The sequence below is a fragment of the Paenibacillus farraposensis genome (assembly GCF_020736845.1).
Classification (GTDB): Bacteria; Bacillota; Bacilli; order Paenibacillales; family Paenibacillaceae; genus Paenibacillus; species Paenibacillus farraposensis.
In genome coordinates, this window is sequence record NZ_JAFFQR010000105.1 from 309,122 (window position 1) to 334,955 (window position 25,834).

Sequence of the window (25,834 nt, forward strand, 5' to 3'; positions counted from 1 at the left end):
ATTTCCACACATACTTTCGTTTTAGCATTAGCTCATATGAAAGCTTTCAATTTTTTAGCCATGTCCTCTTGTAAAAAGCTTTGAAAAAAGATGTTTAAGCAAGCCCTATTCAATATGAACGTTAATGGGAAAAGGAGATGAAGCTGAGCATGCTGCATGGTACATTAGCGGATTATCCGCGTGAGAAAACAATTCAGCAATTGTTTGAGGAGCAGGTTGAGCACACTCCGGAGCAAGTGGCAGTCGTATTTGGAGACAAGCAGTTGACGTATGCGGATTTGAATAAGCAGGCTAACCAGCTTGCACATGTTCTGCGTGCCAACGGTGTAGAGGCAGAGAAGCCTATCGGTATTATAGCCGAGTGCTCACTAGAAATGATCATCGGGATTTTCGCGATCTTAAAAGCGGGGGGAGCCTATGTACCGATTGACCTGGAATACCCCAAGGAACGTATACAGTATATGCTAGCAGATTGTGGCGCAAAGCTTCTGCTAACCCGATCGCCATTCCACCAACAGTCGGGGCTCGACGGTCTTGTACTGGATTTGACGGACAAGCGAAATTACGGGAAGGAGACGGGGAATCTCACAGCAGTTCGTGGCTCAGATTCGCTAGCTTGCCTGATGTATACGTCGGGCTCAACGGGAAAACCCAAGGGGAACCTGACGATGCATTACAATATTACACGTGTTGTTAAAAAGACGAATTATATTCAATTCGACAGAAATGATCGAATATTACAAGTGTCCAGTTTTTCGTTCGATGGTTCTACATTTGGCATATACGGAGCTCTGCTTAACGGAGCCACACTCGTTTTGGTCCCACAAGATCAAATCATGAATGCACGTAAGCTATCGAGCGTGCTGCGAACACAGCAGATCACCAAATGTTTCATCACGACAGCGCTTTTTAATGCGGTGGTGGATATGGACCCCGATTGCTTTGCCACACTTGAAACTTTGTTATTTGGCGGTGAAAAGGTGTCAGTCAGCCATGTGCGCAGGGCATTTGCCCGTATGGGCCCCGGACGTTTAATTCATGTCTACGGGCCGACCGAGAGCACGGTGTTTGCTACGTATTACCGGATTGATCAGTTGGACGAAAGGGCCAATACCGTACCGATTGGTAAAGCAATCAGCAATACGTCAGTTTACGTTATGGATCATGAACAGCAGCTTCTGCCACAAGGAGTTGCAGGTGAGCTTTGCATTGCTGGCGATGGATTAGTTAAAGGGTATTTGAATCATCCAGAGCTGACAGAAGAGAGGTTTATTCAGTTGCCATGGGTGCCGGGAGGCAGACTGTACCGAACCGGAGATTGGGTAAGAGAACGGGCGGATGGAAATCTCGAATATATCGGACGGATCGATAGTCAAGTGAAATTAAGAGGCTACCGAATTGAGCCTGAGGAAGTAGAGTCCCATCTATTCAAAATCAATCAAATACAAGAAGCGGCTGTGATCGTGTGTGAAGATGAAAAGGGGCAGAAGCAACTGGGTGCGTACTTTACGGCGACCAGAAAGCTGACAGCCGATGAGATTAAATACGCTCTCTCAGCCGAACTGCCGAATTACATGATTCCGTCTTTTTTTAGGCAATTAGAGCAGATGCCACTGACACTGAACGGAAAGCTGGATCGCCAAGCACTGCTGGGTCTTGAAGTAAAAATGCAAAGTGCAGCAGCATACGTGCCCCCTGAGCCTGGGCTGGAAACCAGACTAATGGAAATCTGGCAGGATGTGCTGGGTATTCAGCAGTTCAGTGTTTTGGACAGCTTCTTTGACCTTGGTGGACATTCTATTCATGCACTTACGCTGATGACGAGAATGGAGCGGACAGGATATCACGCCACTTTAACAGATATTTACCACTATAAAACGATCCGGGCGCTCACGGCATATCTTTATGCTGCTCAGAATGGAGAAGGGTCCAAGAAGGAGCTGGCCAGCATAGTAACTAAACAACAATTGATTTCTTGGCTGCACCGGGAAACAGATGGAGTTTATGAGTTGGTGAAATATCAAGTGAGGGATTTTCTTCGTGAAGTTAGAGATATTCAGGTGCTGTATTCCAGCTCTGTGGCTGACGTTATCCATATCATGCGACTCATGGACGGGAAAGTCGCCACAGAATTACTTCCGCACTACATTGTACCACTGCACCAAAAAGCTAAATTGGATAATGTATACTGGACCATCGATGAAGAGGAATTTTTCCAGCACCTGGGCTTGAAAAGCATAGATTCAGATATGGCGGCAAGGTTCCGCACACAGCTGGAAGACGATTATTTGCGAAGAGATCAATGGATGAAAACAGGGCAAGTGGCACAAGAATATCCGCTGAGCGGTATTCAACAAATGCAAATTTCGTTTGATACACCGCCAAGTTTAGGCATATTCAGGCTGGACGAGTATACAAATTATGATTTTTTGGATCAGGCGTATGCTCAATTTGTACAAAGTCAGGGATTGCTGAGAAGCGTTCCTGTTCAAAGGGATGAATGGACTTATTGGCGTGAATACGTACTGCCTGCCGCTGGCGTACCAAAACTCAACATAATCGACGTGTCGGATCGCAATCCCAGCGGCTCCTTTGCGGAAATGATACATGATTATATGACAAACACCCGATACACCGGAGAACATACTTTGTTTCACATGTTTGTGCTGAAACGAAATTTGCGTGAGCACTATGTCATCACACTTTATCATCATGCCATATGCGATCGGGTAACCTCGGAAGTAGCCGAACGACAGATGATTGCTTGCTATAGGAGTCTGCTTCAACATCAATCCCTTCCTACAGATGAAGTGAAACCCTACGTGGAGTATGTGAAACAAATCCAAAATGGGCCCAAAGGAATTACAGAACAAGAATTGGTATCCGCCTTTCAGTTGGAAGCGTTCCAGAAAAGCAAGCAGGACATCTTACTACGTCCAAAGCTTCGAACGAGCACAGAAGCCTACCTTTTTAGCGTGAGTATCCCGACTGAGAACCCATCTTTGGAGTTTGCGCTTTCAGTGTATACAAAGGGCTTGCAAACTTATTTAGGCATGGATAAGCTGCCCTTGTTATTTTTATATGATGGAAGAAGGTACGACGAGGCAGAATATTATAACACGGTCGGTGAGTTTATTGATTTTGTGCCCATGCTGATGGATACGAAGCAGCAGCCAGCTGAAATGGTGGAATCTGTTAGAAACAGGCTGGGTTTATTAAAACGCCATACGATCAATTTTATGAATCTACTTACAAGTCCTGATTACAATTCCCAATGGAAACGGACCAAAAAGCTTGTACAGTTTGGGAAATGGTACGAGCAACTGGATTTATTCATGTTTAACTATTTGGGAAACAGCGCCAAAGAAGGCTTGAAGTATAGCCATTTTTACGATGATACGGTCCTGAAGCAACCGAATCCGCTGCCGATCTATTCCCTGTTTAATTGTATTGCTTCAGCTTATACAGACGGCCTTATTTTTTTAATGCGATGCAGCTACGAGATCGAGGTAGAACAGGTCAGGGCTGCTTTTTATCAAGCTGCCGGTACAGCATCCCGGATAAAGGGGGTCCAGTAAAATGATCGAAGCTTCTATTACACCCATTCAAGGTCTATCTGACATGCCAGACAATAGACGATGTTACTTGCCTTTATTTTCTGATCACAGGAGAAATCCTGGACATCCCGAAGACGAAAGCCAAGTCGTTTACAACATCCATTTGGGGACAAAACAGGTCAAAGCGATCATGGCATTTGTACAGCAGCAGTTAGGTATGCCTCCGTTTATAACAGCCGTATGGTCCGTACTGTTATCTCATTACACCAATCAGTATGCTTTGCCTGTTGTATACTCCATGTTATCAGACAAAGAGGGGGAAGAAGGCCGTCTGGACTATTCGCTTCTGTTCCAGATCCAGGAGGAAGACGACCTCTTCTCCTTGATGCAAAGGATAAAGCTGGAATGGGATAAAAGGCAGCAAACCAGTATTGATCCCCCATCAGGAACGGATGAAGATTTTTTCAATGTGGGTATCGTCGAAACGGGTAGTGACTTTTCATCTCAAGGTTCGAATATGAAAGAGTTTGCACCTTTATTTGGTATAGATCAGCTAGAGCTTGCGCTCTGCTACCGTTATGGTCCGGATGCCTTGGAATGCGCCATACAATATGATGGCAGACATTTCAGCCAAAGACAGATCATTAGACTCGCAGGTCATTTTCAGAACCTGTTGGCAAATGCACTCCGTTTTCCAGAGAAAGCGATACTATACCATCCCATGCTAACCAAGAGAGAATACAAGCAGATGCAGCAATGGAATGCTACGAAACAAGCGTATCCTTTGGACAAAACCGTAGTCCAAATGGTAGAGGAACAAGCTGTCAAAACACCCGATACGATTGCACTGGAATTTGGAGAGAAGAAGCTGACCTACGCGGAGTTAAATCACCGTGCCAATCAAATCAGCCGTGTGATTTTGGATACGTATTTGCAACAGGCGCAGGGCGTTTTGCCGCCTGGCACATTGATTGCTATCGTCATGGACAGAAGTGCAGATACGATCCCGTCGATGTTAGGGGTCATGAAGGCCGGAGCTGCTTATCTACCAGTCGACCCTAACTATCCTGGAGAACGGATTCGATTTATTTTAGAAGATGCACAGGCCCAAATGATCATTACGCATAGCCAGCTCGTTGCCAGGCTGGATCCATATATTTCTTGTATGGAGATGGAAGCCCACTCGATTATTTGTGTGGATGAATGCTTGATGCAACAACGTGATGCATGCATCGAAAATTTGAAAGTCAGGGTTAATCCGAACGATCTGGCTTATGTCATCTATACGTCCGGTTCTACTGGAAATCCGAAAGGCCCTCTCATTGAACATGCCGGACTTGTAGCCTTGATCCCTTACCTTATTGAAAAGTTTGGTATTACCCCAGACTCAAGAGTCATGCAATTCGCATCCATCAGTTTCGATGCCTCGGTCTACGAATGGATCGGAACGTTGACAGCAGGCGCAACGCTTGTTGTGCTGTCGGATGAGGAACTGCCTCCTTATGCGGATATTTCAGATGTTCTTGAGGAGAAGAACATTCACATCGCCATGCTGACACCATCTGTACTGCGAACGATGAAGCAAAGAGAATTACCTAATTTGCGTACTATTGTATCCGCAGGTGAGCCCTGTACGTCGGATACTGTAGACTACTGGGGAAAAAGCAGACTATTTGTGAACGCTTATGGGCCAACCGAAGTGACAGTTGTTTGTTCCACTTCAGTATGCAAGCCAGGGAAAGAAATTACGATTGGCAAACCCGTCTATAACAAACGGTTGTTTGTATTGAATCCGTTTGGCAATCCTGTACCAGTCGGGGTTCCCGGCGAACTATGGGTGGGCGGCATAGGGCTTGCCCGAGGATATCTGAATCACGAGGAGTTGACTCGGGAACGCTTCGTTCACAAAGAGATTAACATGGGCAGTGAGTATTCAGTACAGCGAGAGCGGCTATACAAAACCGGAGATATCGTGAAGTGGACAGCGGACGGTGAACTGATATTTATCGGTCGCAATGACGAACAGATCAAGATCAGGGGCTATCGTATCGAACTAGGGGAAATAGAACATCGGCTCCGCCAGCATCCCGATATCCGTCAATGTGTTGTTCGAGCCTGGAAGGACGAAGCCTACCACAAACTGGTAGCATATTATACGGCCGCAAAAAAGCTGGAAGAGGCTGAGCTGGCGCAGCATTTAAACGCTGCTTTACCTGCTTATATGGTTCCTTCTTATTTTTGTCATATGGATTCAATTCCGGTAAATACGAATGGGAAAATCGATCATAAAGCTCTGCCCGATCCGAAGGGCACCTGGCTTCTCCATGACGATGAAGCTGCGGAAGCAGGCGAGGACGATTTCGAAAAGCGTATGCTCTGGATTTGGAGGTACATTTTAAAAAGAAGGGATATTGGTGTTAACGACCATTTTTATGCGGCAGGGGGAGATTCAATTCTTGCCATTCAGGTCGTATCTATGGCCAGAGACCACGGCATCATGCTTACTCCAAGGCAAGTCGCGGAGCATCCGACGATTAAAGATTTAGCTGCTGTCGTTACTTGGACAGACCGTACAAGAGAGGAAGAGCTTATCGTTGATCTGGCTGGCGAATTTGGTCTAACGCCGATACAATACTGGTTTTTCGAACAACAGTTCGAAGATCCACATGATTTCAATCAGTCCCAGCTGTTTTTACTCCGTGATGTTGATCCGGCAAAGCTGGAAACTGCCATCAACCAATTGATCCGATTACATCCAGAGCTTGCAATGGAAATTACATGCGGGGAACACGGATATTCACAGCGCTATCGAGCGGATATTTCCCTTTGCCTTGCCAGCTACACGATTCAACAAATCGACTGTCTCGAAAGCGAAATTTTAAGCATATGCGATACATGGAACAGACAACTAAATTATGAGACAGGCACGATGATTTATGCAGGAATAATCCAAGGTCATCCTGATGGTAAAGCCCGTTTATTTATGACCATTCATCATTTGGTTATCGATGGAGTGTCTTGGCGAATATTAGTGCAGGAATTGTATCAATTGTATCACGGTCCAGAGCTGTCTCCTGCTCCAAATCCGTACAAAAAGTGGTATTACGCATTGATGAATTATTCTATCCATGAAGAGACTTTAAGTCATCTGGAGCACTGGCAAAATGTACAACACCAAAGTGCAGCATTTGTATTGCCAGTAGACCATCGCCCAGAACATAAAAAGAGCGGCGAGTCTTCGGAAATCGTTACAATGCTTACACCGAACGATACGCAGCTGCTTTTGCACCATTGCTCTCAGGCTTATCATACCGAGATCAATGACTTGCTGCTTACGGCCTGGTCATTGGCGCTCTCTGCATGGTCTGGGCAGCAGGAGATTGCGTTTCGGTTAGAAGGTCATGGACGTGAACACGTTGTATCCGATATGGATTTGACCAGAACCATCGGTTGGTTCACCTCGATGTTTCCGGTATGCATTCAGGTTTCGGATACTTGCTCCTTGGGAGCGATGATTAAATCTGTCAAAGAGCAGCTGCGCAGAATTCCTCACCGCGGCATATCCTACGGTGCTTTGAAATACTGCCATCCGAACGAAGACATTCGTTCCAAGTTGGCAGGTTCAGAGCCTCAGGCCCTGTTTAATTATTTAGGACAATTCGATCAGGCGAATAGAAATGGACAAAACCAGTGGTTAGGTTTTACGAGTGACGCAGCACAGGACCACAGCTCACCGCTGAATCACGGAACAAACCTATTGGAACTCAACTGTTCCATTGTTCACGGACAACTGCATTTGTTCATGAAATATAGCAAACGTCACTATACAGAATCGAGCATTAAGCAGTTGATGGATGCTTTTATATCACATCTGCTTACGATCATCGAGCATTGCAGCCGGACTGAACACGAGGAGTTTACACCGAGTGACTTTCCATTCGTTACATTAAATCAACAAGAGCTGGATCAGATCGTAAACACCTATCATATGCAATATGGTCTGGATAAAATGCTGTATCTAAGCCCTTTACAGGAAGGACTGCTGTTTCATTATTTAGATCATCCCGCTTCCGATCAATACTTCGTGCAGGTCTGCTGGAAATATTATGGAAGACCAGAGACAACCCGTTACCAGGAAGCATGGGACCGCGTCATTGCCGAAAATGACTGCTTGCGAACATGTTACATTTGGGAAGAGCTGGTCAAGCCCATACAATGTGTGATTCGAAAAGCAGAATTAGACTGGGTGTTGCTGGATTTTACAGCAGAACAACCAGAGCGGCAGCATGAGTACATCGAACAATGGATGACACTGGATCGTGAGCGCCGTTTTGATCTGAGACTGCCTGCGTACCGCATAACACTGATTCAGACTAGCCCGGAAGAATGGACAATCATCTGGAGCTACCATCATATTTTGCTGGATGGCTGGAGCCTGCCGTTACTGCTGAATCGGGTTCATGAGCTTTATGATTGCAGCCTGCAAAACAAGATGCCTCAGCATAACTTGACTCGCTCTTTTGAAGCTTTTATCCGCTGGCAGAACGATAAGGATCAGACGGAGGCCGAATCATTCTGGAAGCCTTATTTGGCTGATGTAACGGAGTCAACCCTTCTGCCGATCGAAAAGGGCAGCATACTTCCCGATGCCCATCAACCGATAGAGAAACAGCGGATCAAAACTCTTCATATGGATTCAAGCTTAACCAAGCGTATCGCTGCTTTTGTACAGCAGACACAAGTTTCGCTAAATACTCTGGTGCAGTTTGCATGGGGCAAAGTGCTACAGGTCTATCATGATGCAGATACAACCATATTTGGCATGGTCGTATCCGGGAGGGGATCGGATCTTTCAAAAGCGGATCGCATTACAGGTATGCTGATTAATACCCTGCCCTTGGTTATGCATTGGAATGTAGAGGAAACCATCACTGAATATGTAGGGAAGCTGCACCAAACCATTCAGAAGCTGAATGACTATAGCTATGTGAGTCTGAATGAGCTGAAGGGCTGGAGCGCTATTCAAGGACATAACATATTTTACAGCATTGTAGCATTCGAGAATTATTTGAATGACTACCGGCAACCCGCAAGTGAACTGAAGATGTCGGCTATGGAGGAGCGTGAGAAGACCAATTATCCCATGACCATCACCATTGCCAGCGATGGAGAACAGGTCACCATCAAGTTTATTTACGATGCGGATCGCTTGAAACAGGACACCGTTCACCGACTGGCAGAGCATCTGCTAAATACCTTGCAATATGTGCTGGACAATCCGCATCACTCCGTCGGACGCATTTGCTTTATGAGCAAGTCTGAATATGATCGAGTCGTCTACGATTGGAACGATACGTATACAGCGTATCCCAGAGACCGGACTATTGTTGACTTGTTCCAGGAACAAGTGGAGCTTCGGACTTTACAGCCTGCCGTCATTGCGCACAACCAGATTATGACTTACCACACCCTCAACCAAATGTCTCAGCGCATGGCCAATAGGCTAACGGCAGAAGTAGACTGTGACGGGAAGTTTATCGGAGTGTACTTACCGCGCTCTTCCGAATTTATGGTCTCCATCTTGGCGATCCTGAAGGCGGGATATGCCTATGTTCCCATAGACCCCACTTTTCCGGCAGACAGAACCCGTGAATTGATCTTAGACGCCAGACTGGATACCATCATTACCTCGCAGGAAGGAGCGAAAAGTATTTTCGAGGCCTGTAAGGGAATCCATTTAAAACTGATATATACAGAGCATTTTGACCCAACTGGAGTTACAAAGGAAGACAAGGACAATATAATTGCTCCCCATGACCTCGCTTACCTGATGTATACATCAGGCTCGACGGGAAAACCAAAAGGGGTTATGGTAGAACATCGCAATGTCATCCGCTTGGTCAAAAACGCCCGCTACTTCCCGTTTTCCTCTGATATGAGGTTGCTCTATACAGGTTCGCCCGTCTTTGACGCTTCTACATTTGAAATTTGGGGGACGCTGCTGAATGGAGGCCAATTGTTTGTCGTTTCACAGGATGATCTTTTAAATATTCATACGCTGGAGCTGCAAATGAAAGAGTGGAACATTAATACATTATGGCTAAGTTCTGCACTGTGCAATCAATGGATTGAAGAAAATGAAGCGATGTTTGCCGGGCTCGAATGGCTGACCGTAGGCGGGGAAGTTTTGTCCGTTAAGCATATAAATCGTATCCGGCTCGCCTACCCGAAGCTTTCCATCCTCAATCTATATGGTCCAACAGAGAACACTACATTTTCGACGAGCTACCGGATCGAAGAGCCTTTTGAACACGATATTCCCATTGGTAAGCCGATCAGCAATTCAACTTGCTATATTCTGGATAAACGGGGTCGTGTTCAGCCTGTCGGGGCAGTCGGAGAGTTATATGTAGGAGGAGACGGGGTAACAAGAGGGTATTGGCTGCAAAAGCAGCTGACACAGTATGCGTTTATTCCCAATCCACATCCTTCTGTCAGAGATCGTGAAAGAGGGACCAACCTGGTTCTCTACCGTACAGGAGATCGGGCGAGATGGCTGCCAGACGGTAATATCGAGTATGTTGGACGGGTTGACAATCAGGTGAAACTGCGCGGCTATCGAATCGAACCCGGAGAAGTGGAGTGCCGTCTTAGCAGCTACCCTGTTGTAAAAGAATGCCTGGTTGTGGCCCGGGAGATACACGGTGATTTACGACTGATTGCATACTATACAGCGGAAGAGGAAGAACACGAGGATCAGCTTCATGCTTTTATGGCTGACGGTCTTCCATCTTACATGCTGCCATTTCGTTACGTCTGGCTAAGGTTATTCCCATTAACGCCTAACGGGAAAGTTGATCGTAAAAAGCTTCCTGTGCCGGTAATTGATAGCAGGAAACAAGAATTCAATCCTGAAGCCAAAACCGAACTGGAACAAATCATAGTAGAGATCTGGAGCAAGGTACTGAAGCTTGAACACATCCGCAAGGATGCAGATTTTCATGCGTTGGGAGGACATTCACTTCATGCGCTGCGTATAGCCAGCCTGCTGCAAAAAAGCGGCTATTCGATGACAGTCAGCCAAATATTTCGCGAACAGACCATTGAACGATTGGCCCTTTCATTAAGCAGGGGACTGGATACACCCACTGTACTTGACCCGGGTAAGCATGCGTCATCTGTTCAGTTCATGAGAAAAGCATACCCGGACGATGGATTTCCGCTGTCTGCTGTTCAAAAACGTTTTTTCCAAAGAGATCTGGCGAATCGCAATATGTTTAATGTGCCTTACCTGGCTTTGCTCAAGAAATATATCTCCAGAGAAATGCTGAACGCGTCGCTTGAGGTTCTAATGAACAAGCATGCGTCACTACGGCTGTCATTTGCCCAACTGGATGATGAATGGTATCAGTATGAGCAGAAGCTAAGGGCAGCACAGGTTGTTTCTTACGTGGATTTACAAGCTATTTCAGGATTACATGACGCTTATATTTCAGAATACTGCGCGAAGGTTCAGCATGAATTTGACATCGAGGATGGCCCTTTATGGAAAGTGGTGCTGTTCGATCACTATGGTGAACAAAGACGACAGGTGATACTGCTCCTGTTCCATCATTTAATTTTTGATGGCATATCCATACACATTTTTGTAGAAGATTTGAGCCAGCTTCTCTTGCACGGAATGGGGGGCGATTTGGCATTAAAAAGGGAGGAAAGCAGCAGCTATCGGGATTGGTGCATGGCGTTGACACAATATGCAGCGAAAGGCATTTCTTCTGATGCAGCAACCTTTTGGAGAAAGGTGGTAGAAGGCGGTGAGTCATTACAGGTCGACAGGGAATCGGAGATACAGCCTCTTCATCGCCACATGACAACCATAACGCATGATGTGCTTGAGGGAGAAGAGCATATCCGTCTTTTAAAAGCATGGGCTGTAAAGCAGCATACTACACCCTTTAGCATCATATTAGCGGCAATGTCACAGGCTTGTTTCCAATTAAAAAAGCAAGCAGATTTGCTGCTGCATGTGATGTCTTATCAACGCGAGTCTTTTTTGCAGGGGATGGTTATTGACCGTACAATCGGTTTTTTTGCCGGAGCTTACCCCATTCGCATTCAGATTCCGGAAGAAGAACTGCCGCAAAATGGGGGGATTCTACTGGAGCATGTCAAGCATACGCTGCAACATATTCCATCTGAAGGAATGGATTATTTTATTTTGCGCCATATGATACAGGAAATTCACCCCGATTCGGAGCTGCTGGAAGACGGAACACACATGCTTTTCCATTATCAATCGGAGGAAATGAGTGGGACGGCGAATGATTTTTATGAGCCTTTGATCCTTCCTTACGGAAATACGAATGCGGAAAACAATCCCTCCGCTTACAAGCTGAATATGACGGCAAGTCTTAAACGAGACAGATTAAGTTTAACCTGCTATTACAGTTCACTGCACTATGAAGACCAGACAATCGCAGGGCTTGTACGTTTAATATCTATGCATCTGAGCCAAAGCATTGGTGTACGTCCATATACGATGATAGAAGAGGAGAGCTTCCGGCTATGAAAATATATGAATGTTGTCCTTTTTTTAATGAAAATCGGATTGCAGATATTAAAATCAAAGAAAACGGCCGCTGGATTGACGAGCTGCACGTGATCGAAGCCAACAAGACGTTTAGCTATGCGGACAAGCCTAGCAACTTTAAAGCAGAATATCTGGGTCCCAAGGTCATTCATCATCCATTTCATGCAGATCATTTGTTTCGTGCGCCTGAGAAGCATTCATTATATTTTGATGTCAATAGCTGTGGTGCGGATAACTTTGACTGCTGGTACTGGCGTCTGCTCAGCTATAACAGCGCGTTTTACAATGAGGCGTGCCAAAGAAACAGTAGTACCTCTATCTTGCGGGAGCAGGTGGAGGACGATGATGTAATCATTTTGGCTGACTTCGATGAGATCATTGATAGCCGGATGGCTGATCGGATTGTTTCGGAAGTAAAGAAACACCAGATTATTACGATTAAAATGCACTATTCTGTATTCTTCCTGAATCTTTTTTGCCAATCGAACCATGGTGCTCCTCACTGGAGCTATCGTGTGTTCGTCATGACGGGCCGATACTTCAAAAGTATGCCGTTCTCACCCGACTATCTGAGGAAGAAGGGAATTGCTGAAGCGCTGTATCAGGACATTTATTGCCTGGAAGAACCGGCTGGGTTCCATCATTCATGGCTGGAATATCAGAAAACTGCGCTTCCCAAGCTGCAGGCCTTTGCCGCCAATGTAGAGGATAAAAGTATACTGAATGCAGATTATATTGATCAATGTTTAAATGATAAAAAGCTCTACTATATCGATACCGAGCTTTATGTTGATAACACAAAAGTGTTTTTGAGCAGTCTGCAGGAACTTGAAACAGAAGATCTTTGGTATAAGTGAAGCAAGCTTTACTTGCCGTCCGAGAAACCCGGTTCATATAAAACTTGGGTTTCTCTTTTTCTTCATTAGAAAATGGAGCGGCTCATATCCTTAATCTTTTTTAATACAGATTTTATGGAGATAAGTTGACGAAGCTATATTTATATATTACTATATTGATATTAACATTTTGTTTTTATCACGACGGTAAGATTAAAATACCAACATAGGCTATAATCGCTTTTTTGCTTTTGAAGGCGACAATAATCATATACGAACAGGCAGGTGACGCTGGTGACCGAATTATCAAAATACGATCCGCATGATATGACGGAAGAACAATTTCTGGCCGCATATGATGCGAGTCAATACGAGCGTCCATCCGTAACGGTGGATATGCTGCTTTTTACTGTAATGGATCAGCTTCAGCATAATTATCGCAAGCTGCCGGAGAAGACACTCCAGCTTCTTTTGATTCAAAGAGGGGAGCATCCTTTTATCGGACAATGGGCGCTCCCCGGCGGTTTTGTAGGCATGGATGAAAGCCTGGAAGAAGCTGCAAGGCGCGAGCTTAAAACCGAAACCAATGTGGATCAAATTTATATGGAGCAGCTATATACGTGGGGAGATGTAGCACGTGATCCGCGTACACGGGTTATCAGTTGCGCTTACATGGCGCTTGTAGACCATGATTCCCTGGAGGTACAGGCCGGGGACGATGCCGCGGATGCGCGGTGGTTTGAGCTGGATTACAGTGTAGCTCAGGAGACGCGGACGAATCAGCCTGAAGGCTGCACTTGGGAACAAGTCATTGATGTTACCCTGAAGCATAAGGACATTCGGCTGATGGCCAAGGTAAAAGTGACTGAAATTCTCAAGGGGAAAACCATTGAAATCAAGCGCGAGGTCATGGAATCACAGGGGATTGCTTTTGACCATGCCAAAATTATTGCGTACGGCATTGAGCGTCTGCGCAGCAAAATTGAGTATACCGATATTGCATTTCATTTGATGCCATCCCTCTTTACATTGAGTGAGCTTCAACAAGTGTATGAAATTATTTTGGGCAAGGAGCTGCTGGCTGCTGCCTTTCGCCGCAAAATAGCAGATCTCGTGGACGAGACGAATGAATATCGCAAAGCGGCTGGGCATCGTCCGTCCAAGCTGTATCGGTTCAAGCCCCGATCTCGTTTTACGTAACATAAGGTGATATGAAAAGAGGTAGTAACGTGGAAAAGTTTACATTTTTTTATCGCAGTCATTCGCCATTTTCGCAGTGGTATCCTTCTGATTATATCGTAGATGGGCTGAAATTTAACTGTGCGGAGCAATATATGATGTTCAAAAAAGCGCAGCTTTTTGGAGATGAAGAGGCTGCTCTGAAAATTATGCAGACTCCCACCCCTCGGGAGCAAAAAGCCCGCGGTCGTGGTGTGCGAGGATTTGATCAATCCTTGTGGGAGGCAAATTGTCGACAGTTTGTGTATGACGGCAACTACGCTAAATTTACGCAAAATCCTAACCTGCTCAAGCATCTCCTTAAAACGAAGGGAACCCTGCTAGTGGAGGCTAGTCCGACCGATACCATTTGGGGAGTGGGGCTGGCTGAAAACGATGCCCGCATACAGAACCGTAAGTTATGGCGCGGTACGAACTGGCTTGGCCAAATCCTGACGAAATTACGTGAGGATTTATTGTAAAAGGAGGAATCATCATCATGACGAGTACAATGAACTGGCAGAGCAACCGGAATGCCCGATCACATATGGCACAGGAAACGCTATCGATTGTGGAGAACGGATATTACACCAATTCCCAACAAGTACAAGTGAATATAGCAAAAGAAGTGGACAACGCAATCACAGGTTCGAAGCTATATACACCTTCTCAGCTGGTGGCTGTAAGACAAGAGACCGAGCAAAGGATAAAGGACGCACGGTTGTCTTACTCACACCTTGACGAACAGGCGATAAACGCAAAGATACAAATTACGGGAGAAAGCACGTTACAGGCGGCATGTAGGCTCCGGCTTGAGGAGCAGCTGAACCGCGTAGCGTGTTTGAATTTTGCATCAGCCAAAAACCCGGGCGGCGGATTTCTTGGAGGCAGCCAGGCCCAAGAGGAAAGCTTGGCTCGTTCGTCAGCCCTGTATCCTTGCATTTCACAAATGGAAGAGATGTACCAGCATAACCGGAAGCTGCGAAGCTGTTTTTATTCAGATTACATGATTTATTCGCCCGAAGTTCCTGTATTTCGGGATGATCAGGGAGCATTGCTGGAAGCGCCGTATCAAGTCGATTTTCTGACTGCACCTGCTGTGAATGCCGGAGTCGTACGAGAACGTGAGCCGGAGCAGGTGGATCGGATCGGGGAAGTGATGCTGGAGCGTATCCGTTACATTCTTGGGATGGCAAAGCAAAACAAGGTAGAGCATCTTATATTGGGAGCTTACGGTTGCGGAGTGTTCCGCAATAAACCGGAGGAGGTCGCAGGCTGGTTCAAGCAGGTGCTTGTCAATGAAGCCTATGGTATGCTGTTTGACCGGATTGTTTTTGCCGTGCTGGATCATACAGCAGGGCAGCGTACTTTGAACAGCTTTAAAGAACTCCTTTCCTGAAGCCGGCAGCCATGCTACAAAAAATACTTACATGAATACCTCATGAAATGAAAAGGAGAATATTGCATGAATCCATCCTCCAACATTACCTGGCATAGATCAGATGTTGACCAGCAAGCGCGCCAGCTTTTGAACGGACATAAAAGCCCGGTGCTTTGGTTTACGGGGCTGTCAGGCTCGGGAAAATCAACGATCGCCTCCACACTGGAAAAAGCGCTATATGCGCGAGGCATACGCACCTTTATATTGGACGGGGATAATGTTCGGCATGGATTAAATCGCAATCTCGGTTTCCTGCCTGCGGATCGCAAGGAAAATATCCGTCGTATTGCCGAGGCGTCAAAGCTTATGGCACAAGCGGGAATTGTAACGATTTGCGCCACCATTTCCCCTTATCGTGAGGATCGTAACATGGTAAAGGAAATTTTACAGCAGGAAGGCTGCTATGAAATCTTTATACAGTGCAGTCTGGAGGAATGCGAGCGGCGCGATCCCAAAGGGATGTACAAGAAAGCGCGGGCTGGAGAAATTCGCCATTTTACAGGAATTGATGCACCTTATGAAGCCCCCTTGGGACCTGATCTCATCGTATGCACAGAGGACCAGGAGATCGCCGGATCGGTTCAAGAAATTTTGGATTTTCTCGACAGGGAACAGCTGCTTGTATAATTTTATGATTAATTTTAGATGAATATGGTCTGAAGAAAAATAAACATTTCGCTAACGGACATTGAAATTGAAGTATGCAGTTATAAATAAAATATAAAATTACGCTGTGGCAAGCCGTACGGGCTTGCTTTTTTTATGTGTGATTTTAAACTAATTCTAAATCCTAAATTATAATTATTATAAAAAAGTATTGATTTTTGTTTGTGCACAATTTATAGTGAAAGGCACATAGTCAACCAATTCATTCAAGAGGTGATTTCAATTATGAGTAAACAACCAAACAACCTGACGACCAGCTGGGGCGCTCCAGTTGGAGATAATCAGCATTCGATCACTGCAGGCTCGCGTGGCCCCACATTGGTTCAGGATGTGCATTTGCTGGAAAAGCTGGCGCATTTTAACCGGGAGCGTGTGCCGGAGCGCGTTGTTCATGCCAAAGGTGCAGGGGCGCACGGATATTTTGAAGTTACGAATGATTTGTCTGCTTATACCAAAGCAAGCTTCTTGTCCGAGGTAGGCAAGCGTACGCCGATGTTTATCCGTTTTTCTACCGTTGCGGGTGAGCTAGGCTCGTCCGATACCGTACGCGATCCGCGCGGATTTGCCGTGAAGTTTTACACAGAGGAAGGCAATTATGATCTTGTCGGCAATAATACACCTGTCTTTTTTATTCGGGATGCCATTAAATTCCCGGACTTTATTCATACGCAAAAACGTCATCCCCAAACTCATCTGAAAAACCCGAATGCGGTGTGGGATTTCTGGTCCTTATCTCCTGAATCACTTCATCAGGTAACGATCCTCATGTCTGACCGCGGTATTCCGCTTACACTCAGACATATGCACGGCTTCGGTAGTCACACGTTCAAGTGGGTGAATGCCGAGGGGCAGGCTGTATGGATAAAATATCATTTTAAAACAGAGCAGGGCATACAAAATCTCGATGTCGACTTGGCTGCAAAAATGGCCAGTGAAAATCCGGATTATCATATAGAAGATTTGTTTCAGGCGATTGCGAAGGGTAATTTTCCTGCATGGAAGCTTTACGTGCAGATTATGCCGCTAGAGGATGCAAACACATACCGTTTTGATCCATTTGATGTGACCAAGGTGTGGTCGCAAAAGGATTACCCGCTGATCGAGGTAGGACGTATGGTTCTGAATCGTAACCCTGAAAACTATTTTGCAGAAGTAGAGCAGGCGACGTTCTCTCCGGGCTCATTTGTGCCCGGCATTGAAGCCTCACCGGATAAAATGCTACAAGGACGCCTGTTTGCTTACGGAGACGCCCATCGCTATCGTGTAGGTGCAAACCACAATCTGCTGCCGATCAACCGTCCGCATGCGGAAGTGCACAACTACCAGCGTGATGGTGCGTTGCGCAGTGACAATAATGGCGGTGGATCTGTCTATTACGAACCCAACAGTCTCGGTGGACCTAAAGAATCACCGAAGCACAAAATCGCTCCATTTGAAGTGTCCGGCGAAGCGCAAAGTGTAGCCTACGATCACGATGATCACTACACGCAGCCGGGAGATCTGTACCGTTTGCTCAGTGAGGAGGAGCGTGCGCGTCTGGTCCAAAATATTGTGGGTGCAATGAAGCCAGTAGAAAGTGACGAAATCAAGCTGCGTCAGATCGGACATTTCTACAAGGCTGACCCTGAATACGGACGCCGTGTAGCCGAAGGACTGGGATTGACAGTTCCTCAAGGTGAATAGATATACAAACTCCTGACTTTCGCGAACGGAACGTTGCTCCAATCGCTGTTGTCTCCAGTTATATTAAGCGGTATAAATCTGGAGACAAAAGCGACCACTACCGCTTTTCCGCAAATCATTTTCCGTCCTCTCCGCTGCTTTAAGGTGTACCAGTCTTACAAACCGAAGGAAAGATTCTAAAACTAGAAAAGCCGCAAATCTCAAATAATACGAGGTTTTGCGGCTTATTTTGGTGCGTTTTGGTGTTTACAAATATAATGATGTAAAACAGCATAGAGCAAGCAGAGAGGACGGAGCGTACTGTAGAAGCGGACAACGTTCGCAAGAATGATCCGTCCGTGTAGCTGCCGTAGAAACAAGTACCGGCACGTTCGTCAGCACAATAGCTGCTAAACTCTCTTTAACCGAGGCAAATAGATCACAAGAAATAAAGATCGTCCCAAAGCAAACACGATAAAAGACAGCCATAAGCCATGGTTGCCATAGTGAGGAACGCACCAAAAAAGAACGGCCAAAAAGAAGAGCAGCGAAATCAGCATGGAATTTCGGATCGGATACGTTACCGTCATCCCTGTAAACACACCGTAGAATACCAGACCCAGCCCGGCAGCCAGCGGAAAGGCGACAAGCCAGCCATTGTATGGGCCTGTTAGGCTGATCACCGTGGCATTGTCCGTGAACAATCGGATCAACGGCTCCTTCAGTGCTAAATACAGTCCGCCTGATACCACGCTGGTGAGCAGTGTCCAGAACCAGGACAAGTGAATCACTCTTTGCAGCATGTTCCGATCTTCGGCACCACGGGCTTGGCCCGCCATGATGCTGCTGGCATTAGCAAATCCGTCAAAAAAATAAGCCATAATATAGTGGATTTGCAGCAAAATTGCATTTGCTGCAAGCTGATCGGTTCCAAAGCTCGCGCTGCGCGAGGTAAACAGATTAAACATCGTTAGCAGACAGGCTGTACGAATCATGAGATCAAGGTTCGTGGCCATAACACTTTTTAGCTCCGAGACTCCAAACCAGCCCTGCCAATCCTTCTTCCCATGTTGCAGCCATTCTCTCCACATCCGGGAACGAAGTACAAGTATAAAACCGAGCACACAAGCGAGAACCTCTGCGATGAGTGTGGAGCCTGCCACACCGACTACGTCCCATTGCATGATTTGTGTGAACGCAAGGGCTAAAACCATATTGGTCACATTCATCGTAATTTGCAGAAATAAGGTAGCCTTCACGCGGGCTAGCCCCATTAGCCAGCCGAGCAATACATAGTTTACCAGCGTAAGCGGCGCTCCCCAAATACGAATATTAAAATAAATCGCTGCCTGCGCAGCCACATCCTGAGCCGGATGGATTAACTGCAGAGAGGCAAGCAGAATCGGCTTTTGCAGTATGATGAATACCCCGCTGATCAGTAACGCAATGGCGAGCGGACGCATCAGAGCGGCGATGCTTTGCTCGTTATTCTGGGCCCCTGCCGCCTGTGCTGTAAATGCCGATGTGCTGACGCGCAGAAAGCCAAACATCCAATATAAAGTATTAAAAATAAGTGTGCCCACAGCCACACCGCCCAAATAGGAGGCATGACTCAGATGACCGATTACCGCCGTATCCACCGCACCGAGCAGCGGGGTTGTAATCGTTGAAAGTATTAATGGAATGGCTAAAGCTAGATAGGCTCGGTGGGAAGGCAGCATGTTGAAAAAACCTCCAGTATAAAGATTGTGTATATGGATGGCGATCTGGCTGAAAGAGCGCTTCCTTGGTAAAATTCTCAAGTACACAGCCATCTTTCATGACCATGATTCGGTCACTCATAAAGTGCACGGCCGCCAGATCATGGGATATGAACAGATAAGCCACTCCCAGTTCATGTTGTAAATCCTTGAACAGATTTAAAACGGTGGCCTGTGTAGTTACATCCAAACTTGCCGTTGGCTCGTCAAGCACGATAAAATCCGGCTCTGTGCTGTTCGCGCACGCAATAGTCACGCGAGTGGAACAAGACTGCGACGGAACATATGTCTGAAAAAGATGCGAACCGGACTGATTCCACGGGCTTGCGCTGCTTTGATAAAATCTTGCCCTGAGCTTTCAATCAGGCTGGAGCGGATCATTCGTACATAAACAGCCGTCATCGCTAGTCCCAAGGTAAGAGAAGGGAGCACCAGATGAAAAATACTTTTGGCTTGGGGTGCTTTGGCTGCAGATGAAGAAGGTGAAACGGATGGAGCTGAAGAGCAGGCCGCCATCATTACGGCTATGGCAGTAGGTATGAAAAGTTTATAATATGAGCGCTTACATAACGAGTACTTCCTCCTTAATGGTAATAGTAATTTTTACATTTACTTCAGAAGCACATCGTAACCAAATAGAGGAGGTTTGTAAATATATAATTGTATGAATATGTATATATGGATTTGCCGATTAATGCATCGGAGCTTTGAGCCAAGACCATTGATAATTCCACCAGGCAGAAGCACCAAACCTGCCGCCAGTGCGGACAGAGCCAGCTCTTTTTGCAAAAAGAGCGGCAGAATTAACATCGTAGAAAGGATGGTCATCATACACAGGGAGATCATCACAACTCCGATGACGAACATCGGATGCTTGAAAACACGCAATTCCGCAGCTCATAACTTGACTCAATCACCGAAAATCTCTGAATTCTACGTAGATTACCAGTACCAGATGATGAAAAGTATGGTAAAATGAAATGAATTTGATTTTGCATGAAAAGGAAGGAGGAAAGCAAGTGGTCAAGGCGAAAGTGCCCAAACGTCCTACCCGGGATGAATTTGTACTGGAGGAAATCGGGAATCAGCTTGTAGAAGCGCAGCAGGAGCAATCCGAAGTTGTACTGACCGTATGGGGACATGAAGAAACCACCCGCGGACTGATTGTTAAAATGGACCCTAGAACAGGGAAAGTTCATGTAGAGAATCATGGTGAGACAGTTAAAGTTCCTTTTATGGACATTATGAGTGTCAATTACCCAAGAGATTAGTCCCCAATTACATAATTTGGATGGATCATCTACTTGGCTGTGGCGGGATAAATCAACCGGAACCGCCGGGATGAGCCGTCAGATGACGATTACGAAAAGTCTGGAAAATCCGGAAAATCCGGAAAATCCGGTGAAGCCTTTTACATTTGGATATACAAAAAAACAACCGAGTGGGTTCAACAGCCCTCGGTTGTTTTTTTGTATATAAGTCGCATGAGAGAGAAAGAAGCCTCATACATGCTTATGTAGCCTTTATTGGAGGGGTGTTGCTCTCACGTCCCTCGGCTTTTTTTAGCACCTTGCGATCAAAGATGAAAGGCCCGAACGGCAGCAGCGAGGCAATCAAGGCCATAAGCCCTTGCAGAATCGTTATTTTCCGTAAAATCAGCATGACTACAATTGCCATCACATAAGCGATGAATAGGACTCCATGAATCATACCTACCCAGCTTACCATTTGCGGCATCCCGGCTGCGTATTTAAGGGGCATGGCAATACATACGAGTAGCAAATATGAGATTGCTTCAATATTTCCAATGGTACCAAACAACTTAAATGCATTTTTGAACATGATAGACCTCCCTTCTCATATTACTTAAAATTTAATATATCCTACAAACGGATGTTATAAAATAGCAAAAAGTTACGATATATCGAACATTTACAGCACATCTATATAGCATGTGTGAAATTTCACTTAACCTCAAAACATGAGTGGCTCTAAACATTTCCCAAGTAAATTCCGATAACATTTAAATGTGCATGTAACCATTATGGCATAAATTTTTAAAGCTGAATTGCATCAGGAGGGGTTTGTCAGCTTACTAATTAATGATGGTAGATAATAAAATTTTTATACTGTTATCAAGGAGAGCATAAACCATGAACAAAAAGCGTTTGCGCCAATGGATGGTTCCGTTAGCAACGGCTACATTGATGTTGAATACAGGATATGGCGTCTGGGGGGGAACGGATGCGCTGGTCAGCCGAGCGGTTGCTTCAAGTGCTGCACCAGCAGAGGTTAGCAATCTGACCGCAGTTCCGCTAGATACATCAAGAGTGAATTTGTCCTGGACCAACCCGCTGGACATCAATTTTGACCATGTCAAAGTAATCGGTGTCAGTAACGATGTGTATGTAGATAACATTAGAAGCAACTCTTATACGTTGGCTGGCTTACGGCCGGATACAACATATACCTTTCAGGTCAAGACGGTGAATAAGAGTGGAGATGATTCTCAAGGCACTACAGTGCAAGCTAGAACGGCTTCCACTGATACCCCTGCAGACAAGACACCTCCGGGGGAAGTAAGCGGACTGAGCGTGACGAATTTGGGATATAACGCTTTCACCGTTAATTACATAATGCCCAAGGATGCCGACTTGAGCCAAGCAATTATTTATTTAAATGGTAGAGAAGTACAGCGAACAACGGGCACATCCTATACGTTCAGTGGATTAATTGCTTCCACTAACTATAACGTATTGATCAAGACCATGGACAAAACCGGCAACATATCCGCAGGGACCAGTACAGCAGTGACCACTCCAGCGCTCACCGTCGATACAGTGCCGGAAGTGACCGGAGCTTCAGTGACATCGGTTAATAACTATAGCGTCACTGTTTCCTGGACGAGACCTAGCGAAATTAGTACGGTCAGTTTATATCGGGATGGAACACTGATCACAGACTCGACAGGAACGTCTTACACATTCAATAATCTTTCATCAGGAACGTCGTATTCGTTTACGATTAAATCCAAGCGCAGCACAGGTGCTCTGTCCTCCGGTGTGAGGCTGACGGCTACAACGAACAGCACATCCTCCAATTCGTCGGAAGTATCCAATCTTAGAGTGGATAGCAAGGGTGATACCTGGATCAAAATCAACTACGATAAGCCGAGTTCGGCTGAAAAAGTGAAAATCTATGTAGATAATGATTATAAGGGGACTACATCCTCTGAATCCTACAGAATTTCGAATTTGCGTGAAGGACGCTGGTATGAGATCAAAGTCGTGACCGTCAATAGCAGTGGTAGAGAGTCCAGCGGGGTAAAGGTGTCGGAACGTACAGATGGTTATTCATCATCATCATCGTCGTCATCCTATTCCTCGAACTATGAGAAAGCAAGTGACTTGATGCGCATTGCAGAGAACACTCTGAATGCGTCCGACTGGCGGTCTGCCAGAGATGCAATCAGTGATCTGCCGAGCGGGTCAGGTAAAAACAATTTGCTGGATCGGCTGGAAGCTATTCGCAATCGAGCGATTGGTACCGGTAGTTCATCGTCCGGGACGAGCTCGAACACATTAACTTCCAGTACAACGTCTCCAAATTATAATAATGGGGTTGCCGCTTATTCAACTTCATTTACCCTTACACCAGGGTCCAGATCGGCTTATATCGATGGCCGTGCTACGACAATAGCTCAGGCTCCGCGAATCATAAATGGAGTAACCATGGTTCCGCTGCGCTTTATCGGTGAACATGTGGGTTATCAGGTAAACTATGAAAAAGCGGGCAAAAAGATCATTCTGAATCGCCCTGATGACGGCAAACAAGTGGTTCTTCAAGTCAAGAATTCCACCCTTGCCGTGTTCGAATTAAACAATTCCCGGAATTACTCGACGAACATCACAGCGCCAGTTATCGTTAACGGCTCTACACTGGTTCCACTGCGAGTGATTAGCGAGCTTTCGGGTTACCAGGTAAACTATAACGCTGCATCCAAACAAATTACGATTAAAAAATAAAGGCTTTTGTAAGCTGAACTCTGTTTCAGGAAACCCGGGCTTATTTTAATAACCCTGGGTTTCTTTTTTTTGGAAGGTGCTATTTATTTCCTCCACACCATTCGGCTTAAAGCTCATTTCATTTTGTCCGAACGTACACTTGACCTCGCCCGTGTGTGCGTTTTTTTAACTGAAATAACAACTCGGCTTTTTAGATGTTAGAATTGCTATGCAGTTTTAGGAAGCAGATACAGGCGAGGAGCCTGGTAAAACTCCGCTTCGAATGAACAGGACCAGTGACATACTGAAACAAAGCACAGTAAACAGACTTACGGAAATAAATCCCCCCATGTGCGCATACAAAATCCCTGCAGTGAAAGAGCCAAAGGTCGTTCCAAAATACATGGAGGAGTTGGCAAGGGATGAGATGGTTCCACGTGCTGTGCCAGACAGGGTCTGAAGCAAGCTCATCATAAGCGGAAAAATCATCCCGAGAATGAGGAAGATCAAAAAATATGTAATTTCAACATAGGTTACACTAGACAAGTATGGAAGCAGTAAATAGAGCAGGACGATGAGGAATACGCCATATTTCAAAGAATGACGAGGGCCTATTTTGTTCACCAGACTGCTGCCGAAAAAGCTGCTGATCGTATTTCCCAACCCTAGAAACAGAATTACGCTGCCAATACTCGCAGCATTAAGGCTGAATTTGTCGGAAAGCCAAATGCCAATAAAAGAGAATGCCGCAAAATTTCCAAGTTGAAAGAGGAAATAGGCAGCAAAAGCAATCCTGGATGTTGAGCTGTCCAGTAAAGAACGGTATCTGCTCCCAATCGAGACTGGTTTATGCTGTAGCTGCATAGCTGGCATGGAAGGCAATAGAATGGAAGCCAGTATAACGAGCATAAAGGTGCAGCTTCCAATCATGATAAATGGTGTCTGCCATTGGGTGGCCGCAAGATAGCTGCCGATAGGCACGCCCAGCATCTGGGAAATGGCCAAGCCTGCGGTGACAACTCCCATCGCTTTTAAAATTTGATGGGATTGAACCAGCTGCGGGATGGCAGCCCAGACTTGAGGCGAGGCAAAAGCGGCGCTAACACCAGCCAGAAAACGGAAAGCAAACATAGTCCAAAAATCAGTCGCAAAGCCACATAGCGATGTAAATACACCGAAACTAAGCAAGCCCCATAGCAGCACCTTTTTGCGATTCCATCCGTCTGACAGAGGCCCTGCAATCAAGGCGAATACTGCATAACCCAGTGCATAAGCCGAAACGATCCACCCTGACTGTTCAACAGAAATGCCGAAATCATCACGGAGCATCGGTAAAAGCGGTGATACAATAAACGTATCAGTTCCGATGAAAAACATGACAAAGAAAAACAAGATGATATTTTTGTTCAAAGCAGATACCTCCCTATATTCGTAAGTTCGATTATTTTCAAACAATAGAAATATAGCACCGCTTATGCTATAATGCAACTATAATTCTTTAATCCGGCAGGTGAATGTTCTTGAGAACCATGTACCATCCCAATGTCAATGAAATAAACCTATCCACGGTTTTATATGCGCTCAGTGATCAGATTCGACTTAATATTATTAAAATTTTGAGTGAAAAGGGGGAGCAATCCTGTAGCTCGCTAGATATTTCTGCTCCAAAGTCAACCTTGTCTCATCATTTCAAGGTTCTTCGGGAATCAGGAGTCATTCATACGAGATTAGAGGGAACCCAGCGATTCATTTCCATACGATATGACGATTTGAATTTACGCTTTCCGGGTTTGCTGTCGGCTGTACTGCAAGGAATAGAGCAATAACAAAAGAAATAAAGCAAGTTTTTATGGAAATCAAGATCATTCCACTAAAAACAAAACACAAAGAGAAAGAATATCTGTTTTGGGGAGTAATGCGGTTAATGTGGAGGTTGATATTAATGACTTTTACCATGACATACATAGGACCGAAGCACAAAAACACCAGGGAATCATCTATTTGGAAAAGAGTAATGATTGGAATGACTGATGAATTATAAGCAAGGCAGACCGGAGAATCGGCCTGCCTTGTCATCATTTTATCGTTACGGACTACAGC

14 protein-coding genes and 3 pseudogenes are annotated in these 25,834 nt (G+C 45.6%); 11 read left to right on the forward strand and 6 right to left on the reverse strand.

Translation table 11 applies throughout. From position 1 onward, the window contains the following. Positions 1 to 137: 137 nt before the first annotated feature. The 8 genes from JO375_RS17970 (at position 138) to katA (ending at position 17,991) form a co-directional block, all read left to right on the forward strand. Entirely contained in the window at positions 138 to 3,578 is a 3,441-nt protein-coding gene (locus JO375_RS17970) for a non-ribosomal peptide synthetase (protein ID WP_229525742.1), read from the forward strand. Between the two features lies 1 nt (position 3,579). Then, complete coding sequence (locus tag JO375_RS17975; RefSeq protein ID WP_229525743.1) at positions 3,580 to 12,126, forward strand: non-ribosomal peptide synthetase; 8,547 nt, start codon at positions 3,580 to 3,582, stop codon at positions 12,124 to 12,126. Then, positions 12,123 to 13,004 carry a glycosyltransferase family 17 protein gene (locus JO375_RS17980; protein ID WP_229525744.1) on the forward strand — a complete coding sequence of 294 codons (882 nt, stop codon included), beginning with the start codon at positions 12,123 to 12,125 and terminating at the stop codon, positions 13,002 to 13,004. The genes JO375_RS17975 and JO375_RS17980 overlap by 4 nt, the downstream gene beginning before the upstream one ends. A gap of 273 nt (positions 13,005 to 13,277) precedes the next feature. After that, a complete protein-coding gene (locus JO375_RS17985; RefSeq protein ID WP_229525745.1) occupies positions 13,278 to 14,183 on the forward strand; it encodes an NUDIX hydrolase in 906 nt (301 codons plus the stop codon). A gap of 29 nt (positions 14,184 to 14,212) precedes the next feature. Beyond that, a complete protein-coding gene (locus JO375_RS17990) occupies positions 14,213 to 14,683 on the forward strand; it encodes an NADAR family protein (RefSeq protein WP_229525746.1) in 471 nt (156 codons plus the stop codon). A 17-nt stretch (positions 14,684 to 14,700) separates the two neighbouring features. Beyond that, positions 14,701 to 15,600 carry a TIGR02452 family protein gene (locus JO375_RS17995; protein WP_229525747.1) on the forward strand — a complete coding sequence of 300 codons (900 nt, stop codon included), beginning with the start codon at positions 14,701 to 14,703 and terminating at the stop codon, positions 15,598 to 15,600. Positions 15,601 to 15,666: 66 nt separating this feature from the next. Further along, the gene (gene cysC / locus JO375_RS18000; RefSeq protein WP_229525748.1) at positions 15,667 to 16,269 is read left to right on the forward strand and encodes an adenylyl-sulfate kinase; all 603 of its coding nucleotides are present in this window, start codon (positions 15,667 to 15,669) and stop codon (positions 16,267 to 16,269) included. 264 nt (positions 16,270 to 16,533) lie between these two features. After that, positions 16,534 to 17,991 carry a catalase KatA gene (gene katA / locus JO375_RS18005; protein WP_229525749.1) on the forward strand — a complete coding sequence of 486 codons (1,458 nt, stop codon included), beginning with the start codon at positions 16,534 to 16,536 and terminating at the stop codon, positions 17,989 to 17,991. 389 nt (positions 17,992 to 18,380) lie between these two features. On the opposite strand, the gene JO375_RS18010 is transcribed toward katA, so the two are convergent. The 4 genes and pseudogenes from JO375_RS18010 to JO375_RS18020 all read right to left on the reverse strand — a co-directional run. After that, the gene (locus JO375_RS18010) at positions 18,381 to 19,691 is read right to left on the reverse strand and encodes an MATE family efflux transporter (RefSeq protein ID WP_229525750.1); all 1,311 of its coding nucleotides are present in this window, start codon (positions 19,689 to 19,691) and stop codon (positions 18,381 to 18,383) included. Further along, positions 19,664 to 19,989, reverse strand: a pseudogene (locus JO375_RS24840) (ABC transporter ATP-binding protein); the annotation flags it as partial. The pseudogene JO375_RS24840 and the gene JO375_RS18010, both read right to left, overlap by 28 nt. Beyond that, positions 19,989 to 20,177: pseudogene (locus tag JO375_RS18015) on the reverse strand (ABC transporter permease subunit); the annotation flags it as partial. The pseudogenes JO375_RS24840 and JO375_RS18015, both read right to left, overlap by 1 nt. Positions 20,178 to 20,438: 261 nt before the next feature. After that, a pseudogene (locus tag JO375_RS18020) lies at positions 20,439 to 20,618 on the reverse strand (MFS transporter); the annotation flags it as partial. A 131-nt stretch (positions 20,619 to 20,749) separates the two neighbouring features. On the opposite strand from JO375_RS18020, the gene JO375_RS18025 reads away from it, so the two are divergent. Then, on the forward strand, positions 20,750 to 21,001 hold the full coding sequence (locus JO375_RS18025) for a YolD-like family protein (protein WP_229525751.1): 252 nt from the start codon (positions 20,750 to 20,752) through the stop codon (positions 20,999 to 21,001). Positions 21,002 to 21,242: 241 nt separating this feature from the next. Here JO375_RS18025 and JO375_RS18030 read toward each other — a convergent pair whose 3' ends face one another. After that, a complete protein-coding gene (locus JO375_RS18030) occupies positions 21,243 to 21,572 on the reverse strand; it encodes a DUF3817 domain-containing protein (protein ID WP_229525752.1) in 330 nt (109 codons plus the stop codon). Between the two features lie 311 nt (positions 21,573 to 21,883). Here JO375_RS18030 and JO375_RS18035 point away from each other — a divergent pair, with 311 nt between their 5' ends. After that, positions 21,884 to 23,755, forward strand: coding sequence for a fibronectin type III domain-containing protein (locus JO375_RS18035; protein ID WP_229525753.1), 1,872 nt, complete (start codon positions 21,884 to 21,886; stop codon positions 23,753 to 23,755). A 216-nt stretch (positions 23,756 to 23,971) separates the two neighbouring features. Here the strand turns inward: JO375_RS18035 and JO375_RS18040 are convergent, their stop codons facing one another. Next, a complete protein-coding gene (locus tag JO375_RS18040) occupies positions 23,972 to 25,144 on the reverse strand; it encodes an MFS transporter (protein WP_229525754.1) in 1,173 nt (390 codons plus the stop codon). A gap of 110 nt (positions 25,145 to 25,254) precedes the next feature. Here JO375_RS18040 and JO375_RS18045 point away from each other — a divergent pair, with 110 nt between their 5' ends. Beyond that, the gene (locus tag JO375_RS18045) at positions 25,255 to 25,560 is read left to right on the forward strand and encodes an ArsR/SmtB family transcription factor (protein WP_229525755.1); all 306 of its coding nucleotides are present in this window, start codon (positions 25,255 to 25,257) and stop codon (positions 25,558 to 25,560) included. The last annotated feature ends 274 nt before the right edge of the window (positions 25,561 to 25,834 follow it).

What these genes read in the sequence shown, in the direction of transcription:
- JO375_RS17980 (WP_229525744.1), top strand. Translation starts at nt 12,123, where the DNA reads ATGAAAATATATGAATGTTGTCCTTTTTTTAATGAAAATCGGATTGCA.
- JO375_RS18035 (WP_229525753.1), top strand. Translation starts at nt 21,884, where the DNA reads ATGAACAAAAAGCGTTTGCGCCAATGGATGGTTCCGTTAGCAACGGCT.
- JO375_RS18010 (WP_229525750.1), bottom strand. Translation starts at nt 19,691, where the DNA reads ATGCTGCCTTCCCACCGAGCCTATCTAGCTTTAGCCATTCCATTAATA.
- katA (WP_229525749.1), top strand. Translation starts at nt 16,534, where the DNA reads ATGAGTAAACAACCAAACAACCTGACGACCAGCTGGGGCGCTCCAGTT.
- JO375_RS17970 (WP_229525742.1), top strand. Translation starts at nt 138, where the DNA reads ATGAAGCTGAGCATGCTGCATGGTACATTAGCGGATTATCCGCGTGAG.
- cysC (WP_229525748.1), top strand. Translation starts at nt 15,667, where the DNA reads ATGAATCCATCCTCCAACATTACCTGGCATAGATCAGATGTTGACCAG.
- JO375_RS17975 (WP_229525743.1), top strand. Translation starts at nt 3,580, where the DNA reads ATGATCGAAGCTTCTATTACACCCATTCAAGGTCTATCTGACATGCCA.
- JO375_RS18030 (WP_229525752.1), bottom strand. Translation starts at nt 21,572, where the DNA reads ATGTTCAAAAATGCATTTAAGTTGTTTGGTACCATTGGAAATATTGAA.
- JO375_RS17995 (WP_229525747.1), top strand. Translation starts at nt 14,701, where the DNA reads ATGACGAGTACAATGAACTGGCAGAGCAACCGGAATGCCCGATCACAT.